This is a genomic window from Bombilactobacillus folatiphilus, from assembly GCF_023380265.1.
Taxonomy (GTDB): domain Bacteria; phylum Bacillota; class Bacilli; order Lactobacillales; family Lactobacillaceae; genus Bombilactobacillus; species Bombilactobacillus folatiphilus.
On record NZ_CP093366.1, the window covers coordinates 1,311,493 to 1,336,670 of the forward strand.

Below are 25,178 nucleotides of genomic sequence, written 5' to 3' on the forward strand. Positions count from 1 at the left end.
GCATGATCTCCAATTTTATTTTATGTGGAACAGTTGACGCAATTTAGTCGCATTCAAATCAAGTGTTTGATCCATTAAACGCGTTTTCAAAACGTAATAGCCATATACAATTGCTCCCAGCAGGACTTCAACTCCCATGTATCCCGCAGCTTTCACGCGTCCAACATGATGATCCAATCCATAAAAGAGGCCATCAACGACCAAAACGACGATCATCATTAACAGGGCTGCCACAATGATTTTAACCAAATCATGTTTGAGCAGCGCTTTTAAATTAAATGGATATAATGCGTGAATTTTGCGCAACATCAAAAAGCAAATTAATGCCATCGCCACCATTGTTGCAACGATCGGACCGTACTCATGAAAAGCGTAGACTAACGGCCACTGAATCACAATTTTGAAAATAAAACCAATGACTAGATATTTAATTGCCAAATTATTCCGATATAAAGCCTGCAAAATAGCTGCTAGAACCATGAAAAAGCCCAGTAACAAGGCCATCAAACAGGACAATTGCATAATTCGAATACCTAACAAATCGTAGCCATAAAACGCACTCCATAATGATCGCGAAACAGCTAACATGCCCAATGTAGCTGGAACCATAAAAAAGGCAAATAAGCGAATAATATTGACAATTTGGGTTTTAATTTTGGCAGTATCTTTAGTCGTATACAAAGACGATACAATCGGAATTGCTGAAGAAACCACGCCAGTCGCTAAGGAAACGACGACCATGATTAATTTGTTAGCTTGAAAACCAAACAACGAATAATAATAATCTAATTGCTGATGCGAAATGTGCATAAAACTCTGCATCATCGGATTGAACGTTGCCTGATCAAACAATTTAAAAATCGTAATAGCTGAATCAATGACGATAAACGGAATGGCTTGCCACACAATTTCTTTCGTAAAATCTTTTGCCGTAAAATTAATATTGTGCTGACCCGTTTGTGCTAAAGACGTCAAAGTATGGCGTTGACGCCAAAAAACGTACAAGAGATACAAAATGGAAATACTGGCACCAATAAATGAAGCGAAGGTTGATTTGGTTACAGCATCAACATAATTACCATGTTGAATTTGCATAATGATATAAGTAATCAACAACATATAAGCAACACGTGCTAATTGCTCCAACATCATGGAAACGGCAGAAACACCCATCTGACCATGTCCCTGGAAATATCCGCGCATAATACTCAACGTTGGCAATAACAAAACCGCAATTGCTAAAGCTTTCAAGGCTGGGATACTGCGCGGATCACCGTTGGTGAACAATAAAGCGACATAATGTGCCCCAAAATACATGACTGCCGCAAAAACTAAGCCAATAATGGCAGTAACTTTTAACGCTTGCTTGAATAATTGATTACTGGCTTCGTATTCACCCATTGCATTGTAATGCGCAATTTGTTTAGAAATCGCGCTCGGCAAGCCTGCTGTGGAAACTAACAGAAAAAAATCGTAAATATTATAAACTTTGCCATATAAAGCATTGGCCGCCGCAACGGTCGCTGCAGAGCCCATCCAAATATTCCACGGAATAATATATAACGCTGATAAGGCTCGTGAAACAATGCCACTGGCCGTAATCCACGCAGAACCTGACAATAAGGAATCTTTTTTCATCGTTGTCGTTTGTTGTTTTGATCGTGCCATTTTTGTCTTCCCCATATCTACACTAAGCTAACATTATACAAAAAAAAAACTAACCTGACAAAATTTGTTAGGCTAGGTTTTTATCACTTAGGCTAATTTTTACTGTAAAACTGCAATCAATTCTTGTGCAGCCACTTGGGTTCCTTGCAAATTAGGATGTAAGCCATCTGTATATGATAAATCCCAATCTTTGGTTTCGACAATTGTCGTATTATCATACTCAGAAGCTTCTTCACGAATAATATCGGCATGAACTTGAGCAAATGGAATCATGACCCAAAGCCGACTAGTTGGATATTGCAGTTTAATTTTTTGTAACAAAAGTTCAAAGCCAACCCGAAATTCATTATCATTCACTTTGCGATCCGTCGTTCCCAAATTAATAATCACATCCGAACTGTTAATCGGCTGATATGGTTGATTAAACGCCATTTGTTCAACAAAAGTTTGAGCATTGGGGACACCGCCAGCTCCAGCTTGAACCACCCCCGCCGCTGCATAACAAATTCGAATATCTTCTTTATTAAAATGTTGTGCTACTAAGGCTGCATAATTACTTTCCGCACGATAATCTTTGCCTGGTGTGGGACCGGCTACCCAACAACCTGCCGTAATAGAATCGCCAATAAAGGTGATAGGCGAACCAACAGGTTTGACGGGCGTCAATTGTCCGGAAGTCTGAACTTGATCAAAATATAATCCTTCGTGACGCTTCCAAACATTGTCTGTTTTAGCGTTGCCACTATAAACCAGTCGAATTTGATGCTTACCGGTATCAGGTAATTCAATAAGTAAAGGAGCAGACGTCAACATTTGTCGCTGAAACGGTTGATCATCAATTTGATAAGCAAGCCAAGTATCATCTTGTGGTGCTTTGGTCGAAAAGAACCATTTAATTACTTGAGCGCCTTGACTTTGTGTAAAAATTTGTGCACCTAAATTCGTTGTATACATGCCGTGTTGTGTCTGCATCCAACGACCACTAAAATACAAGCCCGCATCTAAAAAATTAGCTGTCGTTTCTTGTAATTTCATAAATAATGCTCCCTTCATATTGCCATTTGCTTCCACACCATATTATAATAGCACTCATACGTTTTCAAAGGAGCTTGAGCATGATTAAAAATATCATTTTTGATGTTGATGGGACTCTATTAGACACTAAGGAGGCCAGTTTAATGGCCTTGCAACAAACTTTAGCTGAAGATTATCATATACCAACCAAAATAACAGATTTAGAATTCGCGTTTTCAGGCACTGCTAAAGACACCTTGAATTATTTCAACATTCCTGAATCTCAGCATGCCGACGCTGCAGCCAGTGTTTTAAAAAATGCATTCAATTTTATTGACGAAGTGAAACCATTTGCTGGTATTTTGGAAACTGTTCAACAATTAATAGCCAAAAAAATTGCATTGGCCATTGTTACCTCAGAAGATCAATGGGAATTTGAAACTATTTTCAAAAAAACGACACTAAATCCTTATTTCTCTCGATATGTTACTGCCGACCAAGTCCAACAACCAAAACCCGCCGCAGAGCCCGCTTTGAAAGCTTTACAGTTGTTGCAGGCTCAACCAGCACAAACTTTACTCATTGGCGATTCCCGAAATGATATTGATTGTGCTCACCAAGCTCAAATTGCCTTTGGACTAGCCAAATGGGGCGCTAACCCCGACGTTGATTTTAGTGATGCAGAATACATTTTTACCAAACCACAAGAAATTTTAAAATTGTTATAAAATAAAAAAAGAACTCTTAAGACTACAGTAAATGTCTTGAGAGTTCTTTTTGTTTGGTCAGCAAACAAAAATAGCTTCTGCAACTATTTAATTTACATCTTTTGCAATCGTGCAATTCGGTCCGATAACGGTGGATGCGTATCAAATAAATGTTGCATTGAATGCTTCTTTTTCACCGGATTATCAATATACAAGGCTGCACTAGCATCATCAACATGTTGCAATGGTTGCTCACTTTGCTGCAATTTTTGCAACGCACTAATTAATCCCTGCGGATTACGTGTTAATTCAACTCCCGAAGCGTCCGCGAGATATTCACGGTTTCGCGAAATCGCCAGCTGAACCAACGATGCAATGATGGGACCAAAAATCGCAAAAATCAAGCCCACTAACCATAAGATAATTTGAATAACATTATTACTAGAATCATTGCGATCGTCATCACGTTCACCACCAAAGAACGCTCCCCAACGGTAAACATTACTTAAAATTGACGAAATCAAGATAATCGCTGAAGATAAGGCAATTGCAATCGTCGAAACTCGAATATCGTAATTGCGCACATGTGACAATTCATGGGCTAAAACACCTTCTAATTCCTCACGATCCATTAATTCATACAAACCAGTCGTTACTGCCACTGCAGCATGCTTGGGATCGCGCCCCGTGGCAAATGCATTAGGACTAGGATCATCAATAAAGTAGATATCTGGTCGCGGCACATGCGCCACCATTGACAAATCTTCAACAATATGCCATAAATCAGGTGCCTGCTCACTATTGGTCACTGGTTTAGCACCATTCATTTTCATAACCAAACTTGTGGACTGAAAATATGTTGTTAAAGCATAAAATAAAGTAATCATTAATGCAACAATAATTCCACTCAACGTATTACCAAACATCAAGCGCCCAATAATGCCGCCAATCACACCTAAAACTAGGAAAAAAACAATAAAAATCAAATACGTTTTATGCTTATTACGTGCAATTTGTTGATATAACATCTATCAGCCTCTTAAAATTTCACTTTAGGAACTTCACGCTCTACTTCTGGAATTTCCAAGTAAACCATGGCTGTAAAATGATGAAGATGCGCAATCAAATTCCGCGGAAAAGTTTGAATCCCCGTATTATAATATTGCACCGAACTATTATAAGCTTGCCGCGCATAAGCAACTTTATTTTCAGTATTGGTTAACTCTTCCATCAATTTACCAAATTCTTGATTAGCTTTTAAATCGGGATAACTCTCTGCTAAAGCCATAATCGGACCTAAAGCTGTGGTCAACTGACTGTCAGCGTTCACTTTATCCTGCAAATTATCCGCATTCATGACAGAATTACGAAGTTCCACAATTTGCGACAACGTTTGCTTTTCATGAGCTGCGTAGCCCTTAACTGTTTCTAACAAATTGGGAATCAAATCTGTGCGCCGCTTCAGTTGCACATCAATTTGACTCTGAAATTCTTGAGCCTGATTGCGCCGCTTAACAAGACCGTTATATAACAAAGCATAACAAGCAATCAATAGAACAATCACTACAATGACAATAATAGTTGTTGTGGACATTAAGTTCTCCTCTTCAAGTTGTAATTATTATCATTCTAACATAAATACAACTAACGTTCAGCCTGATCAATTGCTGAAGTCACATCATCACGAGCAAAATCATGTTGCATATAAGCAGAATCCGTGACAGGCAAATGCTGTTCTAACGTGGCAAATTGTTGCCAACTAACCTGCCCTTTGGCCAACGTAAAGTCTAAAATATGCCCACCCAAAGTATGATCAGCTGCTAAAAAGTGACTGTGAAAGCCTGCCACACTTGCGCCATCAAACACTTGCGGCGAATAATAACTAAGCAAAGTGCCTTCAACTTGTTCACCTGTAAAAATATTTTGCTTTTGCGATGCTTCTACCAAAGTCTGATAAGGTTCTAAAGCTTTATTTACCGCCCGAGTTTTCATAGCCTGAAAAGTGCCTGTAATTTTTAATGAAAAAAAGGTGTTTTGGGATTGAACTTGCTGGGCAACCTGTTGATAAACTTCCGCCGCTGTCAAATTCGTCAATTTACCTAAATCCGTAAACTCAGCTTGATGTATCGTGGCAAACGGGACTGTAAAATCAGCAGGTACAACTTGAATTTTTCCTTGACCATTAATCTGATACGGTTTTCCGTCCAAGATAATCAATTCTCCATCTAAACCTTCGCCGGTTCCAATCCCTGTATTACCATGCTCAAGCAGTTCTCCCATTGTCATGGTTCCCTTTAACAATCCGGGCACGAGTAACGCTAACGTTCCATGTTGATATAAAGTATCATTCATCATTGCAACCTCCTAATGAAATTGATCAGGCAAAAGTTCTTGTTTCAGTTGAGCATTTTGACTGTAATCGACAGGAATTTCTACAACCACGGGACCTTCTGTTGCAAAAGCTTGATCCAAGACTGACTGTAAATCATGATCTTGATCCACACGTAAACCCGCAGCCCCAAAACTATGCGCATATTCAACAAAATCCACCGGGCCAAATTTAACGCCCGCTTCTTGTCCATATTTGACCTGTTCTTGGAAACGAACCATATCATAATAGCCGTCGACCCAAATCAACTGAACGATATTCGAATGCAAGCGCACTGCAGTTTCTAATTCTTGTCCGGAAAATAAGAAACCACCATCACCTGCGACCGATACGATTTGCTGATCAGGATGCAACAAAGAGGCTGTAATGGCCCAAGGTAACGCTACTCCCAAGGTCTGCATCCCATTACTAAATAATAAATGCCGTGGTTCATAACTGCGAAAATGCCGCGCCATCCAAATGTAATGACTGCCGACATCAACTGTGACAATCGTTGAATCATCAACGTGCTTTTGTAATTCTTGGACAATCGTTAAGGGATGCTGCACCCCATTGACAACCTTTTCTGGTGGCACATCACGTTGATCAAATTGCTGTTTAATTGTCCGCAATTGATTTTTTGTTTTTTCAGACATTTGATAATCATCTTGAAGCAATTGTGCCAACGCATTCAATGTATCTGCCAAATCACCTTGCAAGATTAATTCTGGTTGATAGTCTTGTGTTAATTCAGGAGCCACCGTATCCAAATTAATGACGATTCCTTTTTGATCCTGATTCCAATTCCGCGCTTCATATTCAATCGGATCATAACCAATCGCCAAAACTAAATCAGCATTTTTTAATAAGACATCACCGATTTGGTTCCGGAATAACCCGACACGCCCAAAATATAAATCTTCTAAATCATGAGAAATCACACCCGCACCTTGGAAAGTTTCGACAACAGGTAGCGGTGTTTGCTTCAATAATTGTCTTAAAGCTTGCGTGGAGCGCTGTTGTGAAGCCCGCATGCCAGCTAAAATGACTGGCATTTTCGCTTGCTTAATTTTGCTGGCCACTTCGGCTAATTGACTTTGCGCTGGGACACCTTGTTCAACGGCAGGCGTCACACGCATATTAGGCCGAGTCACCGTGCCTCCAATCACATCTTGAGGAATTGAAATGAAGACGGCTCCATTTTTGGTATCAGTGGCTTCTTGATAAGCATTCGCAAAAGCTTCTGACAGATTATTTGGATTTTGAACTTCGACACTATTTTTGGTCACCGGTGCCAAAATCGACTGGTTAGGGATACTTTGATGAGTCAAGCGCGCTAAATCATCTCGCGGTACTTGCCCCCCTAAAGCAATCACTGGATCACCTTCAGAAGTTGCCGTCACTAAACCGGTAGCTAGATTGGCTACACCAGGACCAGAAGTCACCAAAACGACTCCGGGTTTACCTGTCAACCGTCCTACAGCAGCAGCCATAAAGGCAGCATTTTGTTCATGACGCGTAATAATTAATTGAGGTTTTTTAGGATTGGAGTTGTGCTCTAATTCTTCAAAAAGTTGATCAATTTTTGCTCCTGGGATTCCGAAAACATATTTGATTCCATAATCAATCATTGTTTCCACAATCGCAGTTGCGGCTGTTTTTTCTGTCAAAAAAATTTCCTCCATAAATAAATTCAATAAAACACATTATACATTTTTTCACTTACTTGTAAAAACTAAATGAAAATCCTTAATAATTTTATGCTTTATTATAAATCACAATTACAGTACAATATTACTGGTTTCAAAGTAATTCATTCAGTCTAAAGACAAGAGGTTTTTGTAATGGTCGTTCTCAAAAATATTTTGCTGGATAAAATGCTCTGGATTGCGGCGGGAGCGGCTGTTATTTCAACTTTTGTCAGCAAACCGCAATTATCAGATATTAATTTTCAGACCATTTTTTCATTAATGTCAATGATGATCTTAGTCCAAATCCTAGAAAACATTGGTTTACTGCAATTTGTTTCAACCAGATTAACTGCCAAAGCACATAATACTTGCCAATTAATGACTGCTTTAGTCCTATTGGCTTTTTTTGGCTCCATGTTCATCACTAACGATGTGGCCATCTTGATTTTGGCACCCCTCTTTTTCAAAATTGCTTCTGAAATTCCGTTGAGTCGTGCTTTAACGATGACCATGATTACCATTGCAGCCAATCTGGGCAGTTCATTTACGCCATTTGGTAATCCACACAATTTATTTTTACTTTCACATTTTAATTTAAACGCGTTGACTTTCTTTAAGATGTCCACGCCCCTAATGCTGATCGAACTCGTTTTATTAATCTTAACCACGAACTTGTTAGCGAAACCTAAGCCGATTAATATCAAAGTCACACCCTTTGAAATTAATTTAGGCAGTTTAATCGTTGCACTTTTTTTAACGATATTTATTTTTCTAGGTATTTTCAAAATCGTACCTATTTGGTGGACCACCGTAGCTGCTGCAATCTTGGCTTGCATTATTGACCCGCATATCTTGAAAAAAGTTGACTACACTACTTTGTTGGTCTTTGTTTGCTTCTTCATTGCCGTTGGAAATATCAGCCGTTTTCCCGCCGTTGCTAATTTGATTAGTCGGTTAGTTGCTAAGCCAATTTCCACATATCTGACCTCAATCGGCTTCTGTCAACTAATCAGTAACGTTCCGACTACGATTCTGGTCGCCAAATTTACCAAACACTTTTATGCGCTATTCCTTGGTTCAAATATTGGTGGTTTAGGCACCCTTGTTGCTTCTATGGCCAATCTTTTAGCTTATAAACAATATGTCTTTTTCACACGAAAAAAAGAAGCTTTGCATTTTATCAAAATTTCCTTTCAAGTAAATCTTTTATTATTAGTCATTTTAGGCTGCATCGGATTAGTCCTAGTTAAATTAGTATAAAGACAATAAAAATAGACCAACGCATCTAATCAAGGACACGTTGGTCTATTTTTATTGTTTTGTTTGCTGATATTGTTGAACAATTTGGTCACGCATCTTACGCATGCGCCGTTTGCGTTGCCAGCCAAAAATTAACTGTGTTAAACGATTATTAGCCGCAATTGTTTTCGAATTAGCATCCATTGTTTCTTGATAAACTAACTGAACACCCGTCTGACTTAAAGAAACTAGTTGATAACTCACCCGATAACAATTCTTAGATGTTCGCAATTGATAAGCATAAATTTCAGGCACTCGATAATCTGTAATTTTAAATTGACCATGTGCCTGATTCCGAAACGTTTTTTCAAATTGGAAGTTAGGTAGTTGCCGTGGTCGAAGTTTGCGACCAGTTTGCTGCTCAATATCATATAAAATTGAATTAGTCAGCTGCTCAAATAAATATGGCGCTGGCACTTCAAAATCAAGCTTCATTTCCATTAACGTTTACCCCTTTGTTGTTTGCGATGCTGCCACCACAAATAGGTATTCGTAAACACGATGACGACGCCTGCAATCAAAAACATATAGTAGAAAAATTCAGAATATCGTTGCATCATCGGACTCAGCACAATAATTAACAAACCACCACTAATCGCCACTAAAGTTCGATTATCTTTGGATTTCATTAATTTTGATCCTTAGGTTTAACCTTATTAGCCGCTTTGACGAATGGCACATAGATCACAAAGCCAATCAAAGCATTGACAATCTGCAATACCGGTGCCCGCCAATCTAGAGTGGCGACTAAAGAATTAATAATTGGTGGCATGGACCAGACAATCTGTGCTTTAATCGGAGCCACCCAACCTTGCGACAATGCAAAGTAAGCGATGGAAACCATAACCACTGGCGCCAAAACAAATGGAATAAAGTAAATCGGATCTAAAACCACAGGCAAACCAAACATCACTGGTTCATTAACGTTAAAGAAGCCCGGAGCAATCGCCATTTTAGCAACTGCGCGCTGATCATCACGTTTACTAAAAATCAAAATTGCAATTAACAATAACAAGGTGGAACCTGCGCCACCAATCCAAGCATACAGATCAAATGAATTTCGTGTCCAAAAATAAGGCAAGGCTTTATGTTGGGCAAAAGCATTGATATTGGCGACTTGTGCCGTAAACCAAATCGAATCCAAAACCGGTCCCAACACGTTCGTGCCATGCAAGCCAAAGAACCAGAAAATTTGTACCAAAAGTGTCATCAACAAGACGGCACCATAGCCCTGTGACAAATTCAATAACGGCTCTTGGATCGACTTAGAAATAATTTCAATAATTGTTAACGAACCTAATTTTGTTACTAAATAACTCAAAATGCCAGATACATATAAAGCCGCCGTTGCGGGAATAATACCTGTAAAGGCAGCTGCAATTGCTGGCGGCACAGAGTCTGGCAATTTAATCGTAATATTTTTTTTCATGAGCCAAATATAGATTGCGGCCGCTAAACCACCCATAATCATTACGGTGAAAAAGCCTGTGGAACCAAAGTAAGCATTGAAGTTGAAGAAACCGGGACCACTGATTGTGTTGTTTTTGACACTACCGCCGGCCTGCACAATCGTTTTGACATCGACTGAACTCAACGCCTTCTTCAAGGGCAAAGTGAACGTCTGTGGCAAGCACATGAGAAAGGTTCCCAAGGTAACAATGCCCCCAGTAATCGGTTCAACTTTATACTGAACTGCCAATTCATAACCAAAGGTAAACGCAAAAATCAAACCTAAAATTGCTAAGGAACCTGTCCAAACCTGAGTATTAATCCCAATGATGGGTTCCATTGCTTTGACAAAACTGGTTAAATGCATCTGCGTCGGAATATCGCGTACAAAAACATTCAAAATTGTTGCAACCGCGCCTGCCATTGTGGCCGGCATAATTGCAACAAAGGCATCACGCAAAGCTACCAACCAGCGCACAGAACCAATTTTTGCGGCGACTGGAACTAAATACTTGTTTAACCATTTCACAAGTGCATCCATGATACTTCCCCCTAAATTTAATCAAACATACTTATTTTATATTATAGCGAATCCGTTTCTTTTATCCATAATTATTTAAAATTAACCGATTGGGAATTTCAAAATGACGCCACTGATGGGTCAAGGAATCATAAAACGCCAGGTAATAAGCCTGCAAAGCTTGGTGGGAAAAACCAACATTTTGCGGTCCTCCATACAATTGATCGCCCAACAAAGGATGACCTAAAGAAGCAAAATGCACGCGAATTTGATGCGTTCGTCCTGTATGCAGTTGCACTTTGACCAAAGTTTGATTGACCGATCGCTCTAAAACCCAATATTCCGTTTGCGCCGACTGCCCATCCGGTCGTACATGACGCGCAATTTGGCCGGCAACTGGACCAATTGGTGCGTTAATGACATCATGATCTTGCTTCAGCGTTCCCGCAACCCGTGCATAATAAAATTTGACTAATTGATGTTTCATGACTTGCTGATTAGCCAGGCTATTAGCTAACAAATTTTTGGCAACCAAAACTAAACCTTGTGTATCAAAATCTAAACGTGTAATCAAATGCGGCACTAAACCTTGAGCATGCTGTTGTTTCAAATGCCCCTTAATTCGATTCACCAAAGTATCCTGACGATTACTGGGACCTGGAACCGAACTAAGCTGAATAGGCTTATCGACGACCAACCAATTGTCATCTTCATAAATAACCGTCAATGGTTGGTAACTAGTCAAAACCTTGGGGTCATCAGCTTCTGGCGGCAACTGCAACTGCACTTGAGCATTATGTGGCAAAATGGCGTTGCCCGCAGCTCTTGTTTGCCCAACCAAGAAATTTTGCGGTAAAATTTTTAATTTTTGATACAAACGATGACTAATCCCCTGCTTTTGTAAAAACTTCTTGATCGTCATGGCTTGCTCATGATTTATAAATGTAATTGTCAACCACTTGCCTACTTTCTACAAAAATTATCGTCTAATAGCTAGGAATTACGCGCTTTTTATCATAAAATTAACCCAGACATTAGTAAAGGAGATTATTATGTCAAAAAATATTTATCTTGCTGGAGGATTCTTTAATCCTAAACAAATTGATCTACTCGACCGAATTGAGGCTGTATTAAAGCAGAATCCTACCGTGAGTTATTTGCACAGCCCTCGCGATCATCAATACAAAGATGTCAGCATTGACAACGATCCAGATGGAATTTTTGGCGGTTATGAATGGGCAAATGAAACTTACAAAAATGATATTACCGCAATGAACTTAGCCGACTTAGCCGTTGTTTCTTGGGATAATGTCAATCCAGACACCGGGACAGCTTGGGAAATGGGCTATATGTTAGCCAGCAATAAACCCGTTATTTTGGTTTGCGAAGATGATGTCCAAAAAGAAGGGCTCAACTTGATGTTAGTCGAAGGCATCAAAGCTTATTTAACCAATGTTGACGATCTCAAAACTTACGATTTAGATCTCTTACCAACAATTTTATATCAGGGTGAAATCATTTAATTGTCATTTTTTCTTAAATTGATTTATGATGGGCAAAGATATTAATTAAGAGGGAGACTATTATGAATCGAATTCCTGATCTAAAACTCAATAATCACGAAACCATTCCTCAGTTGGGAATGGGCGTTTTTCAAATGAAAGACAAGCAAGCTTTCATGGATGCCGTCAATTGGGCCTTAGAGATTGGTTATCGTCATTTTGATACTGCCGCTATTTATGGCAATGAAAAATGGCTCGGTGAAGCTTTGGAAAAATCTGGGATTGATCGTTCTGAATTTTTTATTACTTCAAAACTTTGGCCGGGTAATTTTGATGATCCAATTCAAGCATATCACGATTCTTGTGCACGCTTGCAGTTAGACTATTTGGATTTATATCTGATTCACTGGCCTTCTCCTGGTTACGACAAAGCTTGGCAAGCTTTGGAAAAATTATATGCTCATCAAGAAGTCAAAACGATTGGTGTTTCCAACTTTTTAGAAACCCACTTAGAACGCATTTTTCAGACTGGTCAAGTTGTGCCGGCTGTGGATCAAATTGAACTGCATCCTTACTTTCAGCGACCAGAGTTGGTGGATTATCTTAATGATCATCAAATCAAAGTTGAAGCTTGGGGGCCATTGGGACAAGGCAAAACTGGTGTTTTTGATGAACCGCTTTTGAAGCAATTAGCTACCAAATATAATAAGAGTGTCGCCCAAATTATCTTACGTTGGCACTTGCAAGAAGGACACATTATCTTCCCGAAATCAATTCATCAACAACGTCTGCAAGACAATTTTAATTTGTTCGACTTTCATCTCCGCAATGAAGAAATAGAACAGATTGAAAATTTGGATCAAGATCAACCCAACGGTTCAACTTCCACAAATCAGAACTTCTTAAACGGTTTGCTAGAAACGAAACCGCAAAATTAAAGTTACAATTGTTGATTCAAATAGCCTCAAATGAGGCTATTTTTATTTTTTAAAAAAATTTGCCACAAATAATAATTATGACAAATTGACACCTTTGGCATCATTAATTAAACTGATGATATCAGTACAGAGGAGGAAAAATTTAATGTGCGGCATTATTGCTTTTAGTGACCCGTCTATCGCTGACAAAAATGAAACGATTCAAGCGATGATGAAAATGATTGAACATCGTGGTCCCAACGTCAAGGGCAGTGGCTTTTACACCAACGATCAAGTCGCCCTTGGTTTTCGCAGGCTGAGTATTATTGACCTTCAAAGTGGTAAGCAGCCCATTTATAACGAAGATAATTCTATTCTAATTACTTTTAATGGCGAGATTTATAACTATCAAAGTTTACGCGAAGAATTAATTAACCTTGGTCATACTTTTACGACCGAAACTGATACCGAAGTTCTGCTCCACGGTTACGAAGAATGGGGCATGGATGGCACTTTGCAACGGATTCGTGGCATGTTTGCTTACCTCATTTGGGATGAGAACAAACAAACACTTTATGGTGCACGCGACTTCTTTGGCATTAAGCCTCTATATTACTACCAAAATGGCGAAACTTTTATTGTTGGTTCTGAAATCAAGTCCTTTTTGAAGCATCCCAATTTCAAAAAAGAATTGAATCAAAAAGCTTTAAAACCATTTTTGATGAATCAATATAATGACTTAGACGAAACTTTCTTCAAAAATGTTTATCGTTTCCCCGCTGGTCATTGGTTTGAACTTCACGGACAAGATTTTCAAATGCATAAATACTGGGATGCTGAGTATAACGTCAATTACCAACGTTCCGCGCAAGATACAATTAACGAAATTGACCGTACCGTGGTTGATTCCGTTAAAATGCACAATATTGCAGATGTACCCGTGGGCAGTTTCCTCTCAGAAGGCGTGGATTCCAGTTATGTGACTTCCGTCTTGCATCCACAGGAAGTTTTCAGTGTGAATTTTGATAACGGTCCTTATGATGAAGCCAGTGTGGCCAAAGAATTAGCTGATGAAGAAGGCTTACACTTTAATCAGGTAACGGTTGACGGTGATGAGGCCTTCCGAGATTTTGCCGAAATGCAATACCACCTGGACGAGCCTGATAGCAATCCATCAGTGATTCCGTTATGGTATTTGTGTCGCTTGGCTCGAAAAAAAGTCACCGTGGCTCTATCTGGTGAAGGTGCCGATGAATTATTTGCTGGCTATGTCAATTATGGAATGCATAGTCACAATACCATAATCAAAATTTTTGGTATTGGTTTGCATAAATTGCCACAAGGTTTACGCTATCATTTAGCCAAAGGCATCAAAAAAGCACCCGATTTTCCCGGTAAAGTTCATTTGTACTGTCAGACAGCGCAACCATCGGATTATTATGTCGGCGAATCATTAATTTTTGATTTAAAACAGCCGACTATCTTCACGTCCAAGCAAGCTAACAGCATCTTACAAAAAAATTATCAAAACGACTTAACGGTCAATGGCATCTATCAAGCAGATTTTGCAAAAGTCAAAGATGCCGAAGAAGTTAAGCAGATGCAATACATTGACTTGCATCACTTCATGTTGAACGATATTTTGCAAAAAGCCGACAAGATTTCGATGGCACATTCTTTAGAATTGCGAGTGCCATTTTTAGATCGTCAAGTTGCTGAACTAGCTAACAGCATTCCTTCTAAAATGTTGATTAATCATCACGATACCAAGTATATTTTTCGTAAAGCAGCCAACCATCATTTGCCCGAGGATTGGGCGAAGCGACCGAAGCTGGGCTTCCCAGTGCCAATTAAAAGTTGGTTACACGAAGAAAAGTATTACCAAATTGTTAAAAATTTGTTTTCCCAAGATTGGGTTGCACAATTTTTTGATCAAGATAAAATTTTACAATTATTGCAAGATAATTATGAAGATAAAGTGGACGCGCGACGCCAAATTTGGAACATTTATACATTCTTAACTTGGTATCAGTTATACTTTATTGATTTTGACCAAACCGTGCAGCAATACAATCATCTCCAACCAGATGTTGAAAAAATTTATGGTTAAACTTCATCTATATGTAAATAGTCAGTGTCGACAGACGCTGGCTATTTTAATTTATTTTGTTTGATGAGGAACTGATTTAAATAACAAAACAAGCACTAGGATAATCAAAATCGCTAAAATCCAAAAGGCATGTTGTGTCCCGATTGTCGTGGCGTGCATTGGGCTAACGTGGCCTTGCCCCTGGCTTTGAGCCACAATTGCTGCTACCAAGGACGTCCCTACTGCTCCAGCCAGCTGTTGCAAAGTATTCAAAAAGGCATTGCCATCAGCCTGTTGTTGCTGATTTAATTGCTGCAACGAGCTCGTCATCACATTGCCAAAACAAATTCCGACGCCGCCCATGTAGAGTAAATACAAACCAACGATGAGTCCCGAATGCAACTGAGCGGTCAACAGACTAAAACTTAGCAAACTCAAGGTTAATAAAATTGTTCCAGTTAAAATCGGAATGCGCGCGCCCAAGCGATCCAATAATTGACCGCCAACTGGCGACAAAATTGCACCCAATGCTGCCCCTGGCAATACTAACAAACCTGCAATTGTCGCTGTTTGCTGATTCACTAATTGAATATAATTTGGTAAAAGGAACGAAACACCTAAACTGGAAACTTGAATCAAGAAAAAGCTGACAATTTGACCGGTAAAGGAACGATTTTTGAGTAAACTCAAATTTAAAATGGGATTAGAGACGCGGCGATAATTCCAAACTAATAGAATTAAGCCAACACAGGCTAACAACCAAGCCCCGCCAACTGACCAACTCCATAGACTATGATTTCCCAAGTTGCTAAAACCGAGAATCAAGCCAACAAAAAAGATAATAATCGCTAGCAAACCCATCCAATTAAAGGCCGTCTTTTCAACCTGACTGATTTGTTGAATGCAACTCAAACCTAAGAGCAATGACAGCAATAAAACGGGAACCAATAACCAAAATATATAACGCCAACCAAGCGCATTCACCACAATGCCACCAAAAGTCGGGCCCACTGCTGGCGCAACAGCTGTGATCAGCGAACCAATTCCCATCATCACGCCAATTTTTTGCCGAGGTGACTCTTCCAAAATAATGTTGAACATTAACGGTAACGCAATCCCCGTGCCAATTCCTTGGATCATGCGTCCCAGCAGTAACAACCAAAATACTGGCGCACTTGCATCTAAGACTACACCAATAATAAAGAACAAATTCGCCGTGACAAATAACGACTTTGTTTTAAAATTGCGTTTCAAAATCGCCGACAACGGCACCACACAAGCGACGACTAATAAATAAATTGTGGTCATCCATTGTACGGTTGCGGTTGGTATGTGAAATTCTTTCATCAAAGTGGGAAAAGTAATATTCATCGCAGTTTCAATAACCACGCCACAAAATGACAATAAACCAGCGGCGACAATCGCCCCAATAAACCGTCCTGTAATTTTCTTTTCAGATTGCATATTTAATTCTCCTGTTGTTGATAATAACGTAAAATTTTTTCAAAAATGGCAATTTCTGCTGTACTAAAGTTATATTCTAATTTTTGTTGCTGTTGCTGCATATAATTTTGGACAACCGTTACGATTGCTTGACTTTGATCAGTTAAACTCACTGCTCGTTGCCGTGCATCTTGTTTTGCGGGTTGCCGCTTAACCAGCGACTTTTTTTCCATTCTTTGCAAAATCAAAGTTGCTGTGGAACGCTGAATATTAAATTCTTGTTCCAAATCGCGTTGCAAAACTTCCGTATCACAATGATCATTTAAATAATCAATAAAAGACATTTGCGCACCCGTTAGTTGATAATGTTGAGCAAACAAATCAAAGTTATGGGTCAAATTACGAGCCGCAATTTTCAAATGACGCGCAGTATCTTGTTTCATAATTCGCCTCCAAATCGTTAGCTAACTAACTTTACAATCAATATATTGTACGCAAGAATTTAATTTTGTCAACAAAAAACACGGTAACTGAACAGCTACCGTGTTATCATTATAAGTCTATTGTTTCTTGTGAAAACTAAGCATCCACTGCCAATAAAGCACGGCGGTCACAAGCATCGCTGGAAAAGTCGCGCCCAACGTCTGATTAATCACCGGTAACTGACGTAATAAGAAATAAAGCACCACGCCAAGAGCCCACGAAGTGATTGCCACCAAATTAAAACCATGGACATACCAATAAGGTCCTTGCGGCTGATCAAACGCATCTATTTGATAGTTTCTTTTTTTCAAGACAAAATAATCAATCAAAAAGATTGCAATTTCTGGTCCCAAAAACATTCCGACACCGTCCAAAAACAGTTCAAAAGTCTCTAAGAAAGTGGCTACGTAAGCTGGAATAAAAGTCACTAAAGTTGCAATCAACGTTACGATCCATAGCGCCGGTTTTAGCTTCAGCTTCTTAAAAATATTCGTCGCTGCCGAACCCGCCGCCATCAAATTCACTGCATTCGCCGTCGTGCTTGTTAACATAATGACAATTAACGCTAATGCCCCCAAGCCTAATTTGGCTGCAATCGTACTGGGATCAGAATTATTCGGATCAAATTTTTGCAATGTAATCGCCGTGGCAATCGTCGCAATGATTCCCATCAGTGCAAACCAGATTAAGCCTAAATTAGCGCCGATAAACGACCAAATCGTAGCACCTGATTTTTTCTTCGCAAAGCGACTAAAATCGGCGGCCGCCGTCACCCACGCCAAGTTAAAGGCAGCCAAGGTATCCACTGCCATTCCCGCGGGCAAATGTAAATGCTTGGGTGGCTGCCAAGTCATAATCTGATGTAAAGGCACCATTTTGAGCACAATCACGGATTCCCAAAGTACAAAAATAGTTACTAAAACAATGCCAATACGTTCAATCCACTTGACTGATTTTTCACCTAAAGAAATACTGATTAAATGCAGAATCGACATAATGATAATACCAGCAAATAAGCCGATGCGATCCATCGTTTGATTCTTTGCTGACCAACCAAAGACCTCGCGTAAAACCAAACTCACTGACACGGCCGCAATATACGTATTCACTGCTGCCCAACCAACAAATTGCACTATATTGATTAACGATGGGACAATAGAACCTTTGACCCCAAAGGAACCGCGCATCAACGACATCGTATTCAAGCCCGTTTCATAACCAGAAATGGAAACTAAAGCCAAAAAAACGTACGATAAAAGACCAACAATCACTAGTAAGGTCGAAGAGGTAACAAAACCACAAGCTGCTATTACGCCGCCAACATACCACGTCCCGTTATTCGCATTGGCACCAATCCAAGTCGCAAATAGATCCCAATTCGACATATTACGGGCTGAATCTTGTATGACATTTCGCTGTTTAAATCCCAATTTTTTAGCTCCCTTGCTAAATTTGCCGACAAAAAAAGCCCGCAGGCTACACCTCGAGCATCATTTTCCTGCTCCCTTCTTAACCTCACAGGATTAAGTTAAAAGGCTTCAACTTGATACTTAGACTACTGATTTTCAGTATAAAAGTCAATACTGATTTGAAACAGCGTCCCACTTAACTTCAAAGTTTGTTATTATAGATAAGAGTTTTTAGGAGAATATTAGTAATGAACACAAAACACAAAAAAATTAATGGTTTTACTTTAACAACTTTGGTTGTCACCACCGCTATCGGTTCCGGGATTTTCGCTTTAAGCAGTGATCTCGCCAAAGCTGCCGCGCCTGGTCCCGCTTTATTAGCCTGGCTCGTGATTAGTTGCGGGATTTTGCCGTTAGCCGCTACTTTCAATAATTTATTGCGCCGACATCCTGAACTGGAAGGCATCTACGCTTACGGTCAACAAGGTTTTGGTGATTTTGTCGGCTTTATCAGCGGTTGGGGCTACTGGATGTCAGGTTGGTTGGGGAATGTGGCTTTTTCCACCGTTTTTATTAGCACTTTGGGATATTTTTTCCCTATTTTTCAACAAGCCAATGGTTGGCCGGCTATTCTCGCCGCTAGCGTCTGCTCCTGGTTTTTAACTTGGTTGGTGAACCAAGGTCTTGAAAACGCCGCAATTATCAACTCCGTGATCACCTTATGCAAATTAATTCCAATTATAACTTTTATTATCTGCAGTCTATTCGCTTTCCGATTATCTGTTTTTACGCATAATTTCTGGGGCAATTTTCAAAATAACTTTACTTGGAGCAGTGTTCTTCTCCAAATTAAAAGCTGTTTCATGGTGATGATGTGGCTCTTCGTCGGTATCGAAGGGGCCACTGTCTTGTCATCGCGTGCCAAAAGTCAGCGCACAGCGGGTCGTGCAACCATCATTGGCGTCATCTGTTTACTGCTCATTGATACCCTCGCGTCCATCTTGCCTTACGGCTATTTTACACGCGCACAACTCATTCACGCACCACAACCAGCAATGGCCTATCTCTTAGCCAAATTAGTTGGTCCTTGGGGTGGTCGTTTCATTAGTATTGGCTTGTTAATTTCAATTTTTGGAGCTTGGATTTCTTGGACGATGCTCCCTGCCGAAACATTGAGCTCCATGGCCACCCAAAAATTACTACCAGCACGTTTAGGCAAAACTAATCACCATCAAGCTCCCACCTTAGCACTCGTTATCACCGGCGTGGTGGTCCAAATCTTTTTAATCACACTTCTCTTTACCAAGCAAGCTTACGAATTAGCTTATAGTCTCAGTACCGCCGCAGTCATTGTTAGCTACATCATCGTGGCCGCTTACCAAATTAAAGATGCACACAAAAACCATTTGACAGGTGCTTTATTGTTAGGGATCGGCACCTTAATCTTCGAACTGGGTGGCATGTTGTGCGCTGGGATCAAATATTTGTTTTTGTGTACCATTATCTATTTGCCGGGAATTTACCTCTACTACCGCGTCCAACATCACGAATTACAGCAAGACTTAACTAAACACGAACGTTACAGCTCCACTGGCATTATTCTTTTGGGAACCTTAGCGTTGGTTTTAGTCTGTAGCGGTCAATTAAATTTTTAGAATTCAAAAAACGGTCCATAACAAAAAAGCTCAGTAATCTTAAAATAGATTGCTGAGCTTCTTTTCGTGAATTAAACATTTAATACTTTATTCAAAAATTCCTGCAGACGTGCATTTTGAGGATGGTCAAACACCTGTTGCGGTGTACCTTCTTCTTGAATCCGACCATCGTCCACAAAAACAACCCGATCGGCAACTTCTTTGGCAAAACCCATTTCATGAGTCACCACAATCATTGTCATCCCTTTTTTAGCTAAATCTTTCATGACAGCTAGTACATCACCGACCATTTCTGGATCTAGTGCGGAAGTTGGTTCATCGAACAACATAATATCAGGATTCATCGCTAACGCACGGGCAATGGCGACCCGCTGCTGTTGTCCCCCAGACAAGGATTGTACTGTTGCGCCAATTTTATCAGATAAGCCGACTGTTGCCAACAATTCCTGAGCCTGCTGATACGCTTGCTCTTTAGTGGCTTTTTTTAGTTCTACGGGAGCTAAAACAATATTTTGTCCCACCGTCAAATTATTAAAAAGATTGAAATGTTGAAAGACCATACCAATATTTTCGCGGACATGATTCAAGTCTGCTTTACTATCCGCAATATTGACACCATCAACAGTCACAAGGCCTGACGTTGGCTCCTCCAGTTTATTCAAAGTACGCAACAAAGTACTCTTACCAGAACCAGACGGACCAATAATAACAACCACTTCATTTTCTTGAACAGTGAGATCAATTCCCTTTAACACTTCATTCGTGCCATAAGTCTTGACTAAATCTTTCACTTCAACTTTTGCACTCATCCTTCTGTTCTCCTTTGTACCCAATTTGAAGCCCAAGTTAACAACGTAATCACCACAACATAAATCACAGCAATAATTGTCCAAACTTTAAAGCCTTCCAAATTTCGTGCAATGATGATTTTACCAGTTTGCGTCAATTCCAAGATGCCGATTACCGAAAGAATTGACGTATCTTTTAGCGTAATAATAAATTGGTTAATAAAGGACGGGATCATAATTTTCATTCCTTGCGGCAAGATGACCTTGCGCATTGCTTTTCCAAACGGCAAACCCAGACTGCGGGCTGCTTCCATCTGGCCTTGATCCACGGCTTCAATTCCCCCTTTGACAAAGGCCGCAATATACGCACCTTCATTCAAAGTCAGAGTAATTGTTCCTGCCACAAAAGCCGGGATCTTTTGGCCCGTCAAACTCGGAATTCCCGTGTAAATAAAGAGTGCCAAAACTAGTAAAGGCATTCCGCGGAACAAATAAATAATAATACTGGATAGCCAATTAAAGAATTTCACCGGTACTACACCCATTAGTCCCACAATAATTCCCAAAATTGTCGCAAAGATGATGGATATTACCGTCAGCCACATGGTTTGTACAAAACCTGACCATAAAGCATCTTTGTTTTGTTTAATTAACCCGATAAAAGTCCGATCCTCATTACTTTGCGGTTCACTCACAGACTTTTTCTGCTGATCTTCCCCCAGATATTTAGCTTTAATATCATTATAAGTGCCACTAGCTTTGATATTACTCAACCCTTTATTAAAGGCCGTCAATAATTCTTGATTTGTTCCTTTCTTGACAGCAAAGCCATACGGAGCTTTCAACTGCGGCTTAGTCACAATCTTCAAGTTCGTACCTTTTTTGATGGCATAACGCATTACGGGTTGATCCTCGAAACACGCCGCTGAATTACCCGTCAACACATCTTGATACATATTATTGGAGTCATCAAAAGTGACTGTCTTAAAGCCGTATTTTTTCTTAATACTATTAGCGTATTGGGCCCCTGCAGTTCCTGTTTTTATCGCAACTTTTTTGCCACGTAACTGCTTTAAGTTTTTCACTTGTCCTTTTTCTGACGTTGCCATAACTACCCCAGAGGTAAAATAAGGCTTGGAGAAATCTAATTTGGCCTGGCGCTCTGGTGTAATCGACATTCCTGCCATGACCGCATCAATTTGACCCGATTCCACAGCTTGGACAGAAGAATTAAAGCCTAAGGGTTTAACTTTGACATGAAAGCCTTGATCTTGGGCAATTTTTTTCAATAAATCAATATCAATCCCGACATAACGATTATTTTTATTCGCAAATTCAAACGGTGGGAAAGTAACATCCGTCCCAATTGTGAAGGTCTTGCCCTTAACTGCCGACTTACCATCATTGCCTAAATACTTAGCAACAATTTTATCGTAAGTACCGTTTTTCTTAATTTTTTTGAAACCAACGTTAAATTGCCGAATCAGCTCTTTATGTGTACCCTTTTTGACAGCAAAGCCATACCAACCACCATTAGCTGGTTTAGTCACAATCTTCAGTTTCATCCCTTGATTAATCGCATATTGCATTACGGGTTGATCTTCAAAACACGCTACTGAATTGCCTGTCAGCACATCTTGGTACATATTATTCGAATCATCAAACGTAACCGTTTTGAAACCATACTTCTTCTTGAGACTATTCGCATATTGGGCAGCCGCCGTTCCGGTTTTTAATGCTACCCGTTTGCCCTTAAGTTGCTTCAAACTAGTAATAGAACTATCTTTGCCAACAGCCATGATCACACCAGTTTTAAAATAAGGTGTACCAAAATCAAATTTAGCCTGCCGATCTTTAGTAATTGTCATCCCAGCAATAATTCCATCCAATTGTCCTGCTTGTGCAGACTGAACAGCTGCGTTAAAACCAACTTGCTTGGTATTGACTTTAAAACCTTCAGCTTTAGCCACCGCATTGATGATATCAATATCAATCCCGACATATTTATTCTGATCATTCGCAAATTCAAACGGTGGGTAAGTAACATCCGTGCCAATCTGATAAGTTTTGGCTTGCGTATTAACTGTTGTCAACAACCAACTCATGACCAACAGACCGATTAAACAGAATCTACGACCCCATTTTACTAACTGACTTTTCATATGCACCACTCCAATATTTATCAAATTATCCTCCGGTTCTAACGGTCAGTAAGTTACTAAAATTAAAATTTGTGACATAATCCTCATGCGGCTCACGTCTATGAAATAACTTAAACTCTAATTTTACCGCAAAGATACAAAATTGTCATTAAAAGTTATCATTAACAATAATATTCATATTAAAATATATTAACCAAGCCATATCAACTAAATTTGCTAGCTCGAATAACGCCAATCCGCATCCATTAAAATCCGTGCGAAAATCAATCCAAATGGTAAGAAAACAAAAATCATCAACGCATTCAATAACCACTGTGCACCTGAGGCAATCGAACCCACGCCTAAATAATAGGCTGCACGATACATGTATAAGCCGGGAACCATGATCACAATCGCCGGTACAGTCAAACTAATTCGTGGATAACCGATTTTTTTATGAACCACCGACGCCAATAAACCGGCTGTCAATGCTCCAAAAAATGCCGCTGCTGCGGGCGGTAATGCCGTCAAATCGACTAATTCCAATCGCAACGTATTGGCAATCGCCCCCAAACATGCGGCACTAGCTGCCATTTTTTTGGAACTATTAAACATGACGGAAAAACCGAAGACGCCCACAAAACTAGCTGGCAAGCGCAACAAACATAATTGCCACGGCGTTAAATTCAGTGGCACGAAATTATCTGGACGCAAATCACTGGCTAAAGCAACTAGCCAACCAACTAATGTTGCGACAATAATGATTGTCGCCGCGTGCACCATGCGTTCAATTCCCGAACGCATATCAGATTTAGCAATGTCTAAACCACTAGTAATAAATGGAAAACCAGGGATGGCAAAGAGCATCGACCCAATATAGCCCGCTTCATGTGCCACATTAATTCCCAACGAAAATTCCAACAAACGTGAAACTAATAAATAGGTCAAACAAGCCACTGCCACACCGGTCGCCAAACCTGCAAACAATGTGAGATGATGTTTATTCATTGTTGCCCGCGTATAATTGCCTAAACCAGCGCCTAAAAAAGTACAAAACATTTCCACTGGACCCCCGCCCAACAAAAATACGAACGCGCTACAAGCACAAGCCGCAGCCAATCCTAATAATAATGGCGTATAATTTGTCGGTTTGTTTTGAATTTTATCCAACAAATGATGAACTTCTTGCACACTTAAAAATGCTCCTTCAGATTCAAAGAGCGTAATAAAATTTTCCATTGCTGCCAATTTATCCGTGTTGACACCACTTTTAGGTAATGACAATGCTTCCGTCACACTATGATGTTCTTGCGCATCAAAGCAGCTATATGAAAGCGAAACCAAGCCAATATCAGCAGAACAACTTACTTGCAAAATCCTTGCCATTGTATTCATTGAATCTCGAACGCGCCACGCCCCGGTTCCACAAGCTAACATGATCATTCCAACGCGCCCAATCACAGACGACTTTTCTGTCAAAGTTGCTTGGGTTACCGGCTGATGAGCATCTGGTTTGATCACCTTAGACCAAGGTATTTCCATGTGATTTTGCATTTTGAAGTGAAATTTTTGCTTTGATTGTTTCGTTTTTGCCATTAAATTGCTTAACCTCTAATTCTTTTGCATTCCTGACTTTTAATTATAGCATATCTAATTTTCACACTTTTTCAGACCAAACAAAAAGGCAGCCCTTCAGCTGCCCAGCAAATTAATTACGCAATTTCAACCAACCAATTGGCCTGGTGACTATCCTGATTTAATTGTTCAGGATGCTCAACCAAAGCTTGATTAAATTTGACCACGGTTCCAGACTTTGGTGTATGCAATTCCGTAACCGCTTTTTCACTTTCCACGGAAAGTAATGTATCTTGAGTTCTCAACTCCTGCACGTTCGGAAAATCCACAAAACTGGCCTCCCCAATCGCCTCTTGACCAGCCGGCGCCAAACCAATCACCGTATGCCCGTTAGTTAAGACTTCTTGCCAAAAATATTTTTGTTCTGTTTCATCCATTACTGCCACCTCAAAGTTGTTAA

23 protein-coding genes are annotated in these 25,178 nt (G+C 39.8%); 6 read left to right on the forward strand and 17 right to left on the reverse strand.

What is annotated here, in order from left to right; genetic code table 11:
* Positions 1-15: 15 nt before the first annotated feature.
* Positions 16-1,668, reverse strand: coding sequence for a putative polysaccharide biosynthesis protein (locus MOO45_RS06640; protein ID WP_249514135.1), 1,653 nt, complete (start codon positions 1,666-1,668; stop codon positions 16-18).
* A gap of 99 nt (positions 1,669-1,767) precedes the next feature.
* Positions 1,768-2,703 (reverse strand): GDSL-type esterase/lipase family protein, encoded by a 936-nt coding sequence (locus MOO45_RS06645; protein WP_249514136.1) that lies wholly within the window; start codon positions 2,701-2,703, stop codon positions 1,768-1,770.
* A gap of 80 nt (positions 2,704-2,783) precedes the next feature.
* Between MOO45_RS06645 and MOO45_RS06650 the strand changes: the two genes are divergently transcribed.
* Entirely contained in the window at positions 2,784-3,410 is a 627-nt protein-coding gene (locus MOO45_RS06650) for an HAD family hydrolase (protein ID WP_249514137.1), read from the forward strand.
* A gap of 92 nt (positions 3,411-3,502) precedes the next feature.
* Here MOO45_RS06650 and htpX read toward each other — a convergent pair whose 3' ends face one another.
* From htpX to alsS, 4 genes are read right to left on the reverse strand one after another with little or no spacing between them, the layout of a single operon-like run.
* Positions 3,503-4,417, reverse strand: a complete 915-nt coding sequence (gene htpX, locus MOO45_RS06655; protein ID WP_249514138.1) for a zinc metalloprotease HtpX — start codon at positions 4,415-4,417, stop codon at positions 3,503-3,505.
* Positions 4,418-4,428: 11 nt separating this feature from the next.
* Entirely contained in the window at positions 4,429-4,983 is a 555-nt protein-coding gene (locus MOO45_RS06660; RefSeq protein ID WP_249514139.1) for a LemA family protein, read from the reverse strand.
* 50 nt (positions 4,984-5,033) lie between these two features.
* Positions 5,034-5,741: an acetolactate decarboxylase gene (budA, locus tag MOO45_RS06665; RefSeq protein ID WP_396022429.1), complete on the reverse strand. Its 708-nt coding sequence runs from the start codon at positions 5,739-5,741 to the stop codon at positions 5,034-5,036.
* A 12-nt stretch (positions 5,742-5,753) separates the two neighbouring features.
* On the reverse strand, positions 5,754-7,442 hold the full coding sequence (alsS, locus tag MOO45_RS06670) for an acetolactate synthase AlsS (protein ID WP_396022405.1): 1,689 nt from the start codon (positions 7,440-7,442) through the stop codon (positions 5,754-5,756).
* A 159-nt stretch (positions 7,443-7,601) separates the two neighbouring features.
* On the opposite strand from alsS, the gene MOO45_RS06675 reads away from it, so the two are divergent.
* Positions 7,602-8,708, forward strand: coding sequence for an SLC13 family permease (locus MOO45_RS06675; RefSeq protein ID WP_249514141.1), 1,107 nt, complete (start codon positions 7,602-7,604; stop codon positions 8,706-8,708).
* 51 nt (positions 8,709-8,759) lie between these two features.
* Here the strand turns inward: MOO45_RS06675 and MOO45_RS06680 are convergent, their stop codons facing one another.
* From MOO45_RS06680 to MOO45_RS06695, 4 genes are all read right to left on the reverse strand, one after another.
* Positions 8,760-9,188 (reverse strand): DUF3284 domain-containing protein, encoded by a 429-nt coding sequence (locus MOO45_RS06680; protein WP_249514142.1) that lies wholly within the window; start codon positions 9,186-9,188, stop codon positions 8,760-8,762.
* Complete coding sequence (locus MOO45_RS06685) at positions 9,188-9,376, reverse strand: hypothetical protein (protein ID WP_249514143.1); 189 nt, start codon at positions 9,374-9,376, stop codon at positions 9,188-9,190. Before MOO45_RS06685 ends, MOO45_RS06680 begins: the two co-directional genes overlap by 1 nt.
* Positions 9,376-10,737 (reverse strand): PTS sugar transporter subunit IIC, encoded by a 1,362-nt coding sequence (locus tag MOO45_RS06690; protein ID WP_249514144.1) that lies wholly within the window; start codon positions 10,735-10,737, stop codon positions 9,376-9,378. Before MOO45_RS06690 ends, MOO45_RS06685 begins: the two co-directional genes overlap by 1 nt.
* 61 nt (positions 10,738-10,798) lie before the next feature.
* Positions 10,799-11,671 carry an RluA family pseudouridine synthase gene (locus MOO45_RS06695; protein WP_249514145.1) on the reverse strand — a complete coding sequence of 291 codons (873 nt, stop codon included), beginning with the start codon at positions 11,669-11,671 and terminating at the stop codon, positions 10,799-10,801.
* A 97-nt stretch (positions 11,672-11,768) separates the two neighbouring features.
* On the opposite strand from MOO45_RS06695, the gene MOO45_RS06700 reads away from it, so the two are divergent.
* The 3 genes from MOO45_RS06700 (at position 11,769) to asnB (ending at position 15,245) form a co-directional block, all read left to right on the forward strand.
* Entirely contained in the window at positions 11,769-12,239 is a 471-nt protein-coding gene (locus MOO45_RS06700) for a nucleoside 2-deoxyribosyltransferase (RefSeq protein WP_249514146.1), read from the forward strand.
* A gap of 62 nt (positions 12,240-12,301) precedes the next feature.
* Positions 12,302-13,156 (forward strand): aldo/keto reductase, encoded by an 855-nt coding sequence (locus MOO45_RS06705; RefSeq protein WP_317619029.1) that lies wholly within the window; start codon positions 12,302-12,304, stop codon positions 13,154-13,156.
* A 145-nt stretch (positions 13,157-13,301) separates the two neighbouring features.
* Positions 13,302-15,245 carry an asparagine synthase (glutamine-hydrolyzing) gene (gene asnB, locus MOO45_RS06710; protein WP_249514147.1) on the forward strand — a complete coding sequence of 648 codons (1,944 nt, stop codon included), beginning with the start codon at positions 13,302-13,304 and terminating at the stop codon, positions 15,243-15,245.
* 51 nt (positions 15,246-15,296) lie between these two features.
* Here asnB and MOO45_RS06715 read toward each other — a convergent pair whose 3' ends face one another.
* From MOO45_RS06715 to MOO45_RS06725, 3 genes are all read right to left on the reverse strand, one after another.
* A complete protein-coding gene (locus MOO45_RS06715) occupies positions 15,297-16,688 on the reverse strand; it encodes a DHA2 family efflux MFS transporter permease subunit (RefSeq protein WP_249514148.1) in 1,392 nt (463 codons plus the stop codon).
* 2 nt (positions 16,689-16,690) lie between these two features.
* Positions 16,691-17,110, reverse strand: coding sequence for a MarR family winged helix-turn-helix transcriptional regulator (locus MOO45_RS06720; RefSeq protein ID WP_249514149.1), 420 nt, complete (start codon positions 17,108-17,110; stop codon positions 16,691-16,693).
* A gap of 117 nt (positions 17,111-17,227) precedes the next feature.
* Positions 17,228-18,535, reverse strand: coding sequence for a cytosine permease (locus MOO45_RS06725; protein ID WP_249515184.1), 1,308 nt, complete (start codon positions 18,533-18,535; stop codon positions 17,228-17,230).
* 272 nt (positions 18,536-18,807) lie between these two features.
* On the opposite strand from MOO45_RS06725, the gene MOO45_RS06730 reads away from it, so the two are divergent.
* On the forward strand, positions 18,808-20,214 hold the full coding sequence (locus MOO45_RS06730; protein ID WP_249514150.1) for a basic amino acid/polyamine antiporter: 1,407 nt from the start codon (positions 18,808-18,810) through the stop codon (positions 20,212-20,214).
* Positions 20,215-20,285: 71 nt separating this feature from the next.
* Here MOO45_RS06730 and MOO45_RS06735 read toward each other — a convergent pair whose 3' ends face one another.
* From MOO45_RS06735 to MOO45_RS06750, 4 genes are all read right to left on the reverse strand, one after another.
* Positions 20,286-21,023: an amino acid ABC transporter ATP-binding protein gene (locus MOO45_RS06735; protein ID WP_249514151.1), complete on the reverse strand. Its 738-nt coding sequence runs from the start codon at positions 21,021-21,023 to the stop codon at positions 20,286-20,288.
* Positions 21,020-23,164: an ABC transporter permease subunit gene (locus tag MOO45_RS06740; RefSeq protein ID WP_249514152.1), complete on the reverse strand. Its 2,145-nt coding sequence runs from the start codon at positions 23,162-23,164 to the stop codon at positions 21,020-21,022. Before MOO45_RS06740 ends, MOO45_RS06735 begins: the two co-directional genes overlap by 4 nt.
* A gap of 216 nt (positions 23,165-23,380) precedes the next feature.
* Positions 23,381-24,739, reverse strand: a complete 1,359-nt coding sequence (locus tag MOO45_RS06745; RefSeq protein ID WP_396022406.1) for a threonine/serine exporter ThrE family protein — start codon at positions 24,737-24,739, stop codon at positions 23,381-23,383.
* A gap of 116 nt (positions 24,740-24,855) precedes the next feature.
* Positions 24,856-25,155, reverse strand: coding sequence for a glycine cleavage system protein H (locus MOO45_RS06750; RefSeq protein ID WP_249514153.1), 300 nt, complete (start codon positions 25,153-25,155; stop codon positions 24,856-24,858).
* Between the last annotated feature and the right edge of the window lie 23 nt (positions 25,156-25,178).

Excerpts from the sequence above, each read along its gene's own strand:
- MOO45_RS06730 (WP_249514150.1), top strand. The coding sequence starts at position 18,808 with ATGAACACAAAACACAAAAAAATTAATGGTTTTACTTTAACAACTTTG.
- MOO45_RS06650 (WP_249514137.1), top strand. The coding sequence starts at position 2,784 with ATGATTAAAAATATCATTTTTGATGTTGATGGGACTCTATTAGACACT.
- MOO45_RS06690 (WP_249514144.1), bottom strand. The coding sequence starts at position 10,737 with ATGGATGCACTTGTGAAATGGTTAAACAAGTATTTAGTTCCAGTCGCC.
- alsS (WP_396022405.1), bottom strand. The coding sequence starts at position 7,442 with ATGGAGGAAATTTTTTTGACAGAAAAAACAGCCGCAACTGCGATTGTG.
- MOO45_RS06720 (WP_249514149.1), bottom strand. The coding sequence starts at position 17,110 with ATGAAACAAGATACTGCGCGTCATTTGAAAATTGCGGCTCGTAATTTG.
- MOO45_RS06675 (WP_249514141.1), top strand. The coding sequence starts at position 7,602 with ATGGTCGTTCTCAAAAATATTTTGCTGGATAAAATGCTCTGGATTGCG.
- MOO45_RS06645 (WP_249514136.1), bottom strand. The coding sequence starts at position 2,703 with ATGAAATTACAAGAAACGACAGCTAATTTTTTAGATGCGGGCTTGTAT.
- asnB (WP_249514147.1), top strand. The coding sequence starts at position 13,302 with ATGTGCGGCATTATTGCTTTTAGTGACCCGTCTATCGCTGACAAAAAT.
- MOO45_RS06725 (WP_249515184.1), bottom strand. The coding sequence starts at position 18,535 with ATGTCGAATTGGGATCTATTTGCGACTTGGATTGGTGCCAATGCGAAT.
- MOO45_RS06750 (WP_249514153.1), bottom strand. The coding sequence starts at position 25,155 with ATGGATGAAACAGAACAAAAATATTTTTGGCAAGAAGTCTTAACTAAC.
- MOO45_RS06735 (WP_249514151.1), bottom strand. The coding sequence starts at position 21,023 with ATGAGTGCAAAAGTTGAAGTGAAAGATTTAGTCAAGACTTATGGCACG.
- MOO45_RS06685 (WP_249514143.1), bottom strand. The coding sequence starts at position 9,376 with ATGAAATCCAAAGATAATCGAACTTTAGTGGCGATTAGTGGTGGTTTG.
- MOO45_RS06660 (WP_249514139.1), bottom strand. The coding sequence starts at position 4,983 with ATGTCCACAACAACTATTATTGTCATTGTAGTGATTGTTCTATTGATT.
- MOO45_RS06680 (WP_249514142.1), bottom strand. The coding sequence starts at position 9,188 with ATGGAAATGAAGCTTGATTTTGAAGTGCCAGCGCCATATTTATTTGAG.
- MOO45_RS06700 (WP_249514146.1), top strand. The coding sequence starts at position 11,769 with ATGTCAAAAAATATTTATCTTGCTGGAGGATTCTTTAATCCTAAACAA.
- htpX (WP_249514138.1), bottom strand. The coding sequence starts at position 4,417 with ATGTTATATCAACAAATTGCACGTAATAAGCATAAAACGTATTTGATT.
- MOO45_RS06640 (WP_249514135.1), bottom strand. The coding sequence starts at position 1,668 with ATGGCACGATCAAAACAACAAACGACAACGATGAAAAAAGATTCCTTA.
- budA (WP_396022429.1), bottom strand. The coding sequence starts at position 5,741 with ATGAATGATACTTTATATCAACATGGAACGTTAGCGTTACTCGTGCCC.
- MOO45_RS06705 (WP_317619029.1), top strand. The coding sequence starts at position 12,302 with ATGAATCGAATTCCTGATCTAAAACTCAATAATCACGAAACCATTCCT.
- MOO45_RS06740 (WP_249514152.1), bottom strand. The coding sequence starts at position 23,164 with ATGAAAAGTCAGTTAGTAAAATGGGGTCGTAGATTCTGTTTAATCGGT.
- MOO45_RS06715 (WP_249514148.1), bottom strand. The coding sequence starts at position 16,688 with ATGCAATCTGAAAAGAAAATTACAGGACGGTTTATTGGGGCGATTGTC.
- MOO45_RS06745 (WP_396022406.1), bottom strand. The coding sequence starts at position 24,739 with ATGGCAAAAACGAAACAATCAAAGCAAAAATTTCACTTCAAAATGCAA.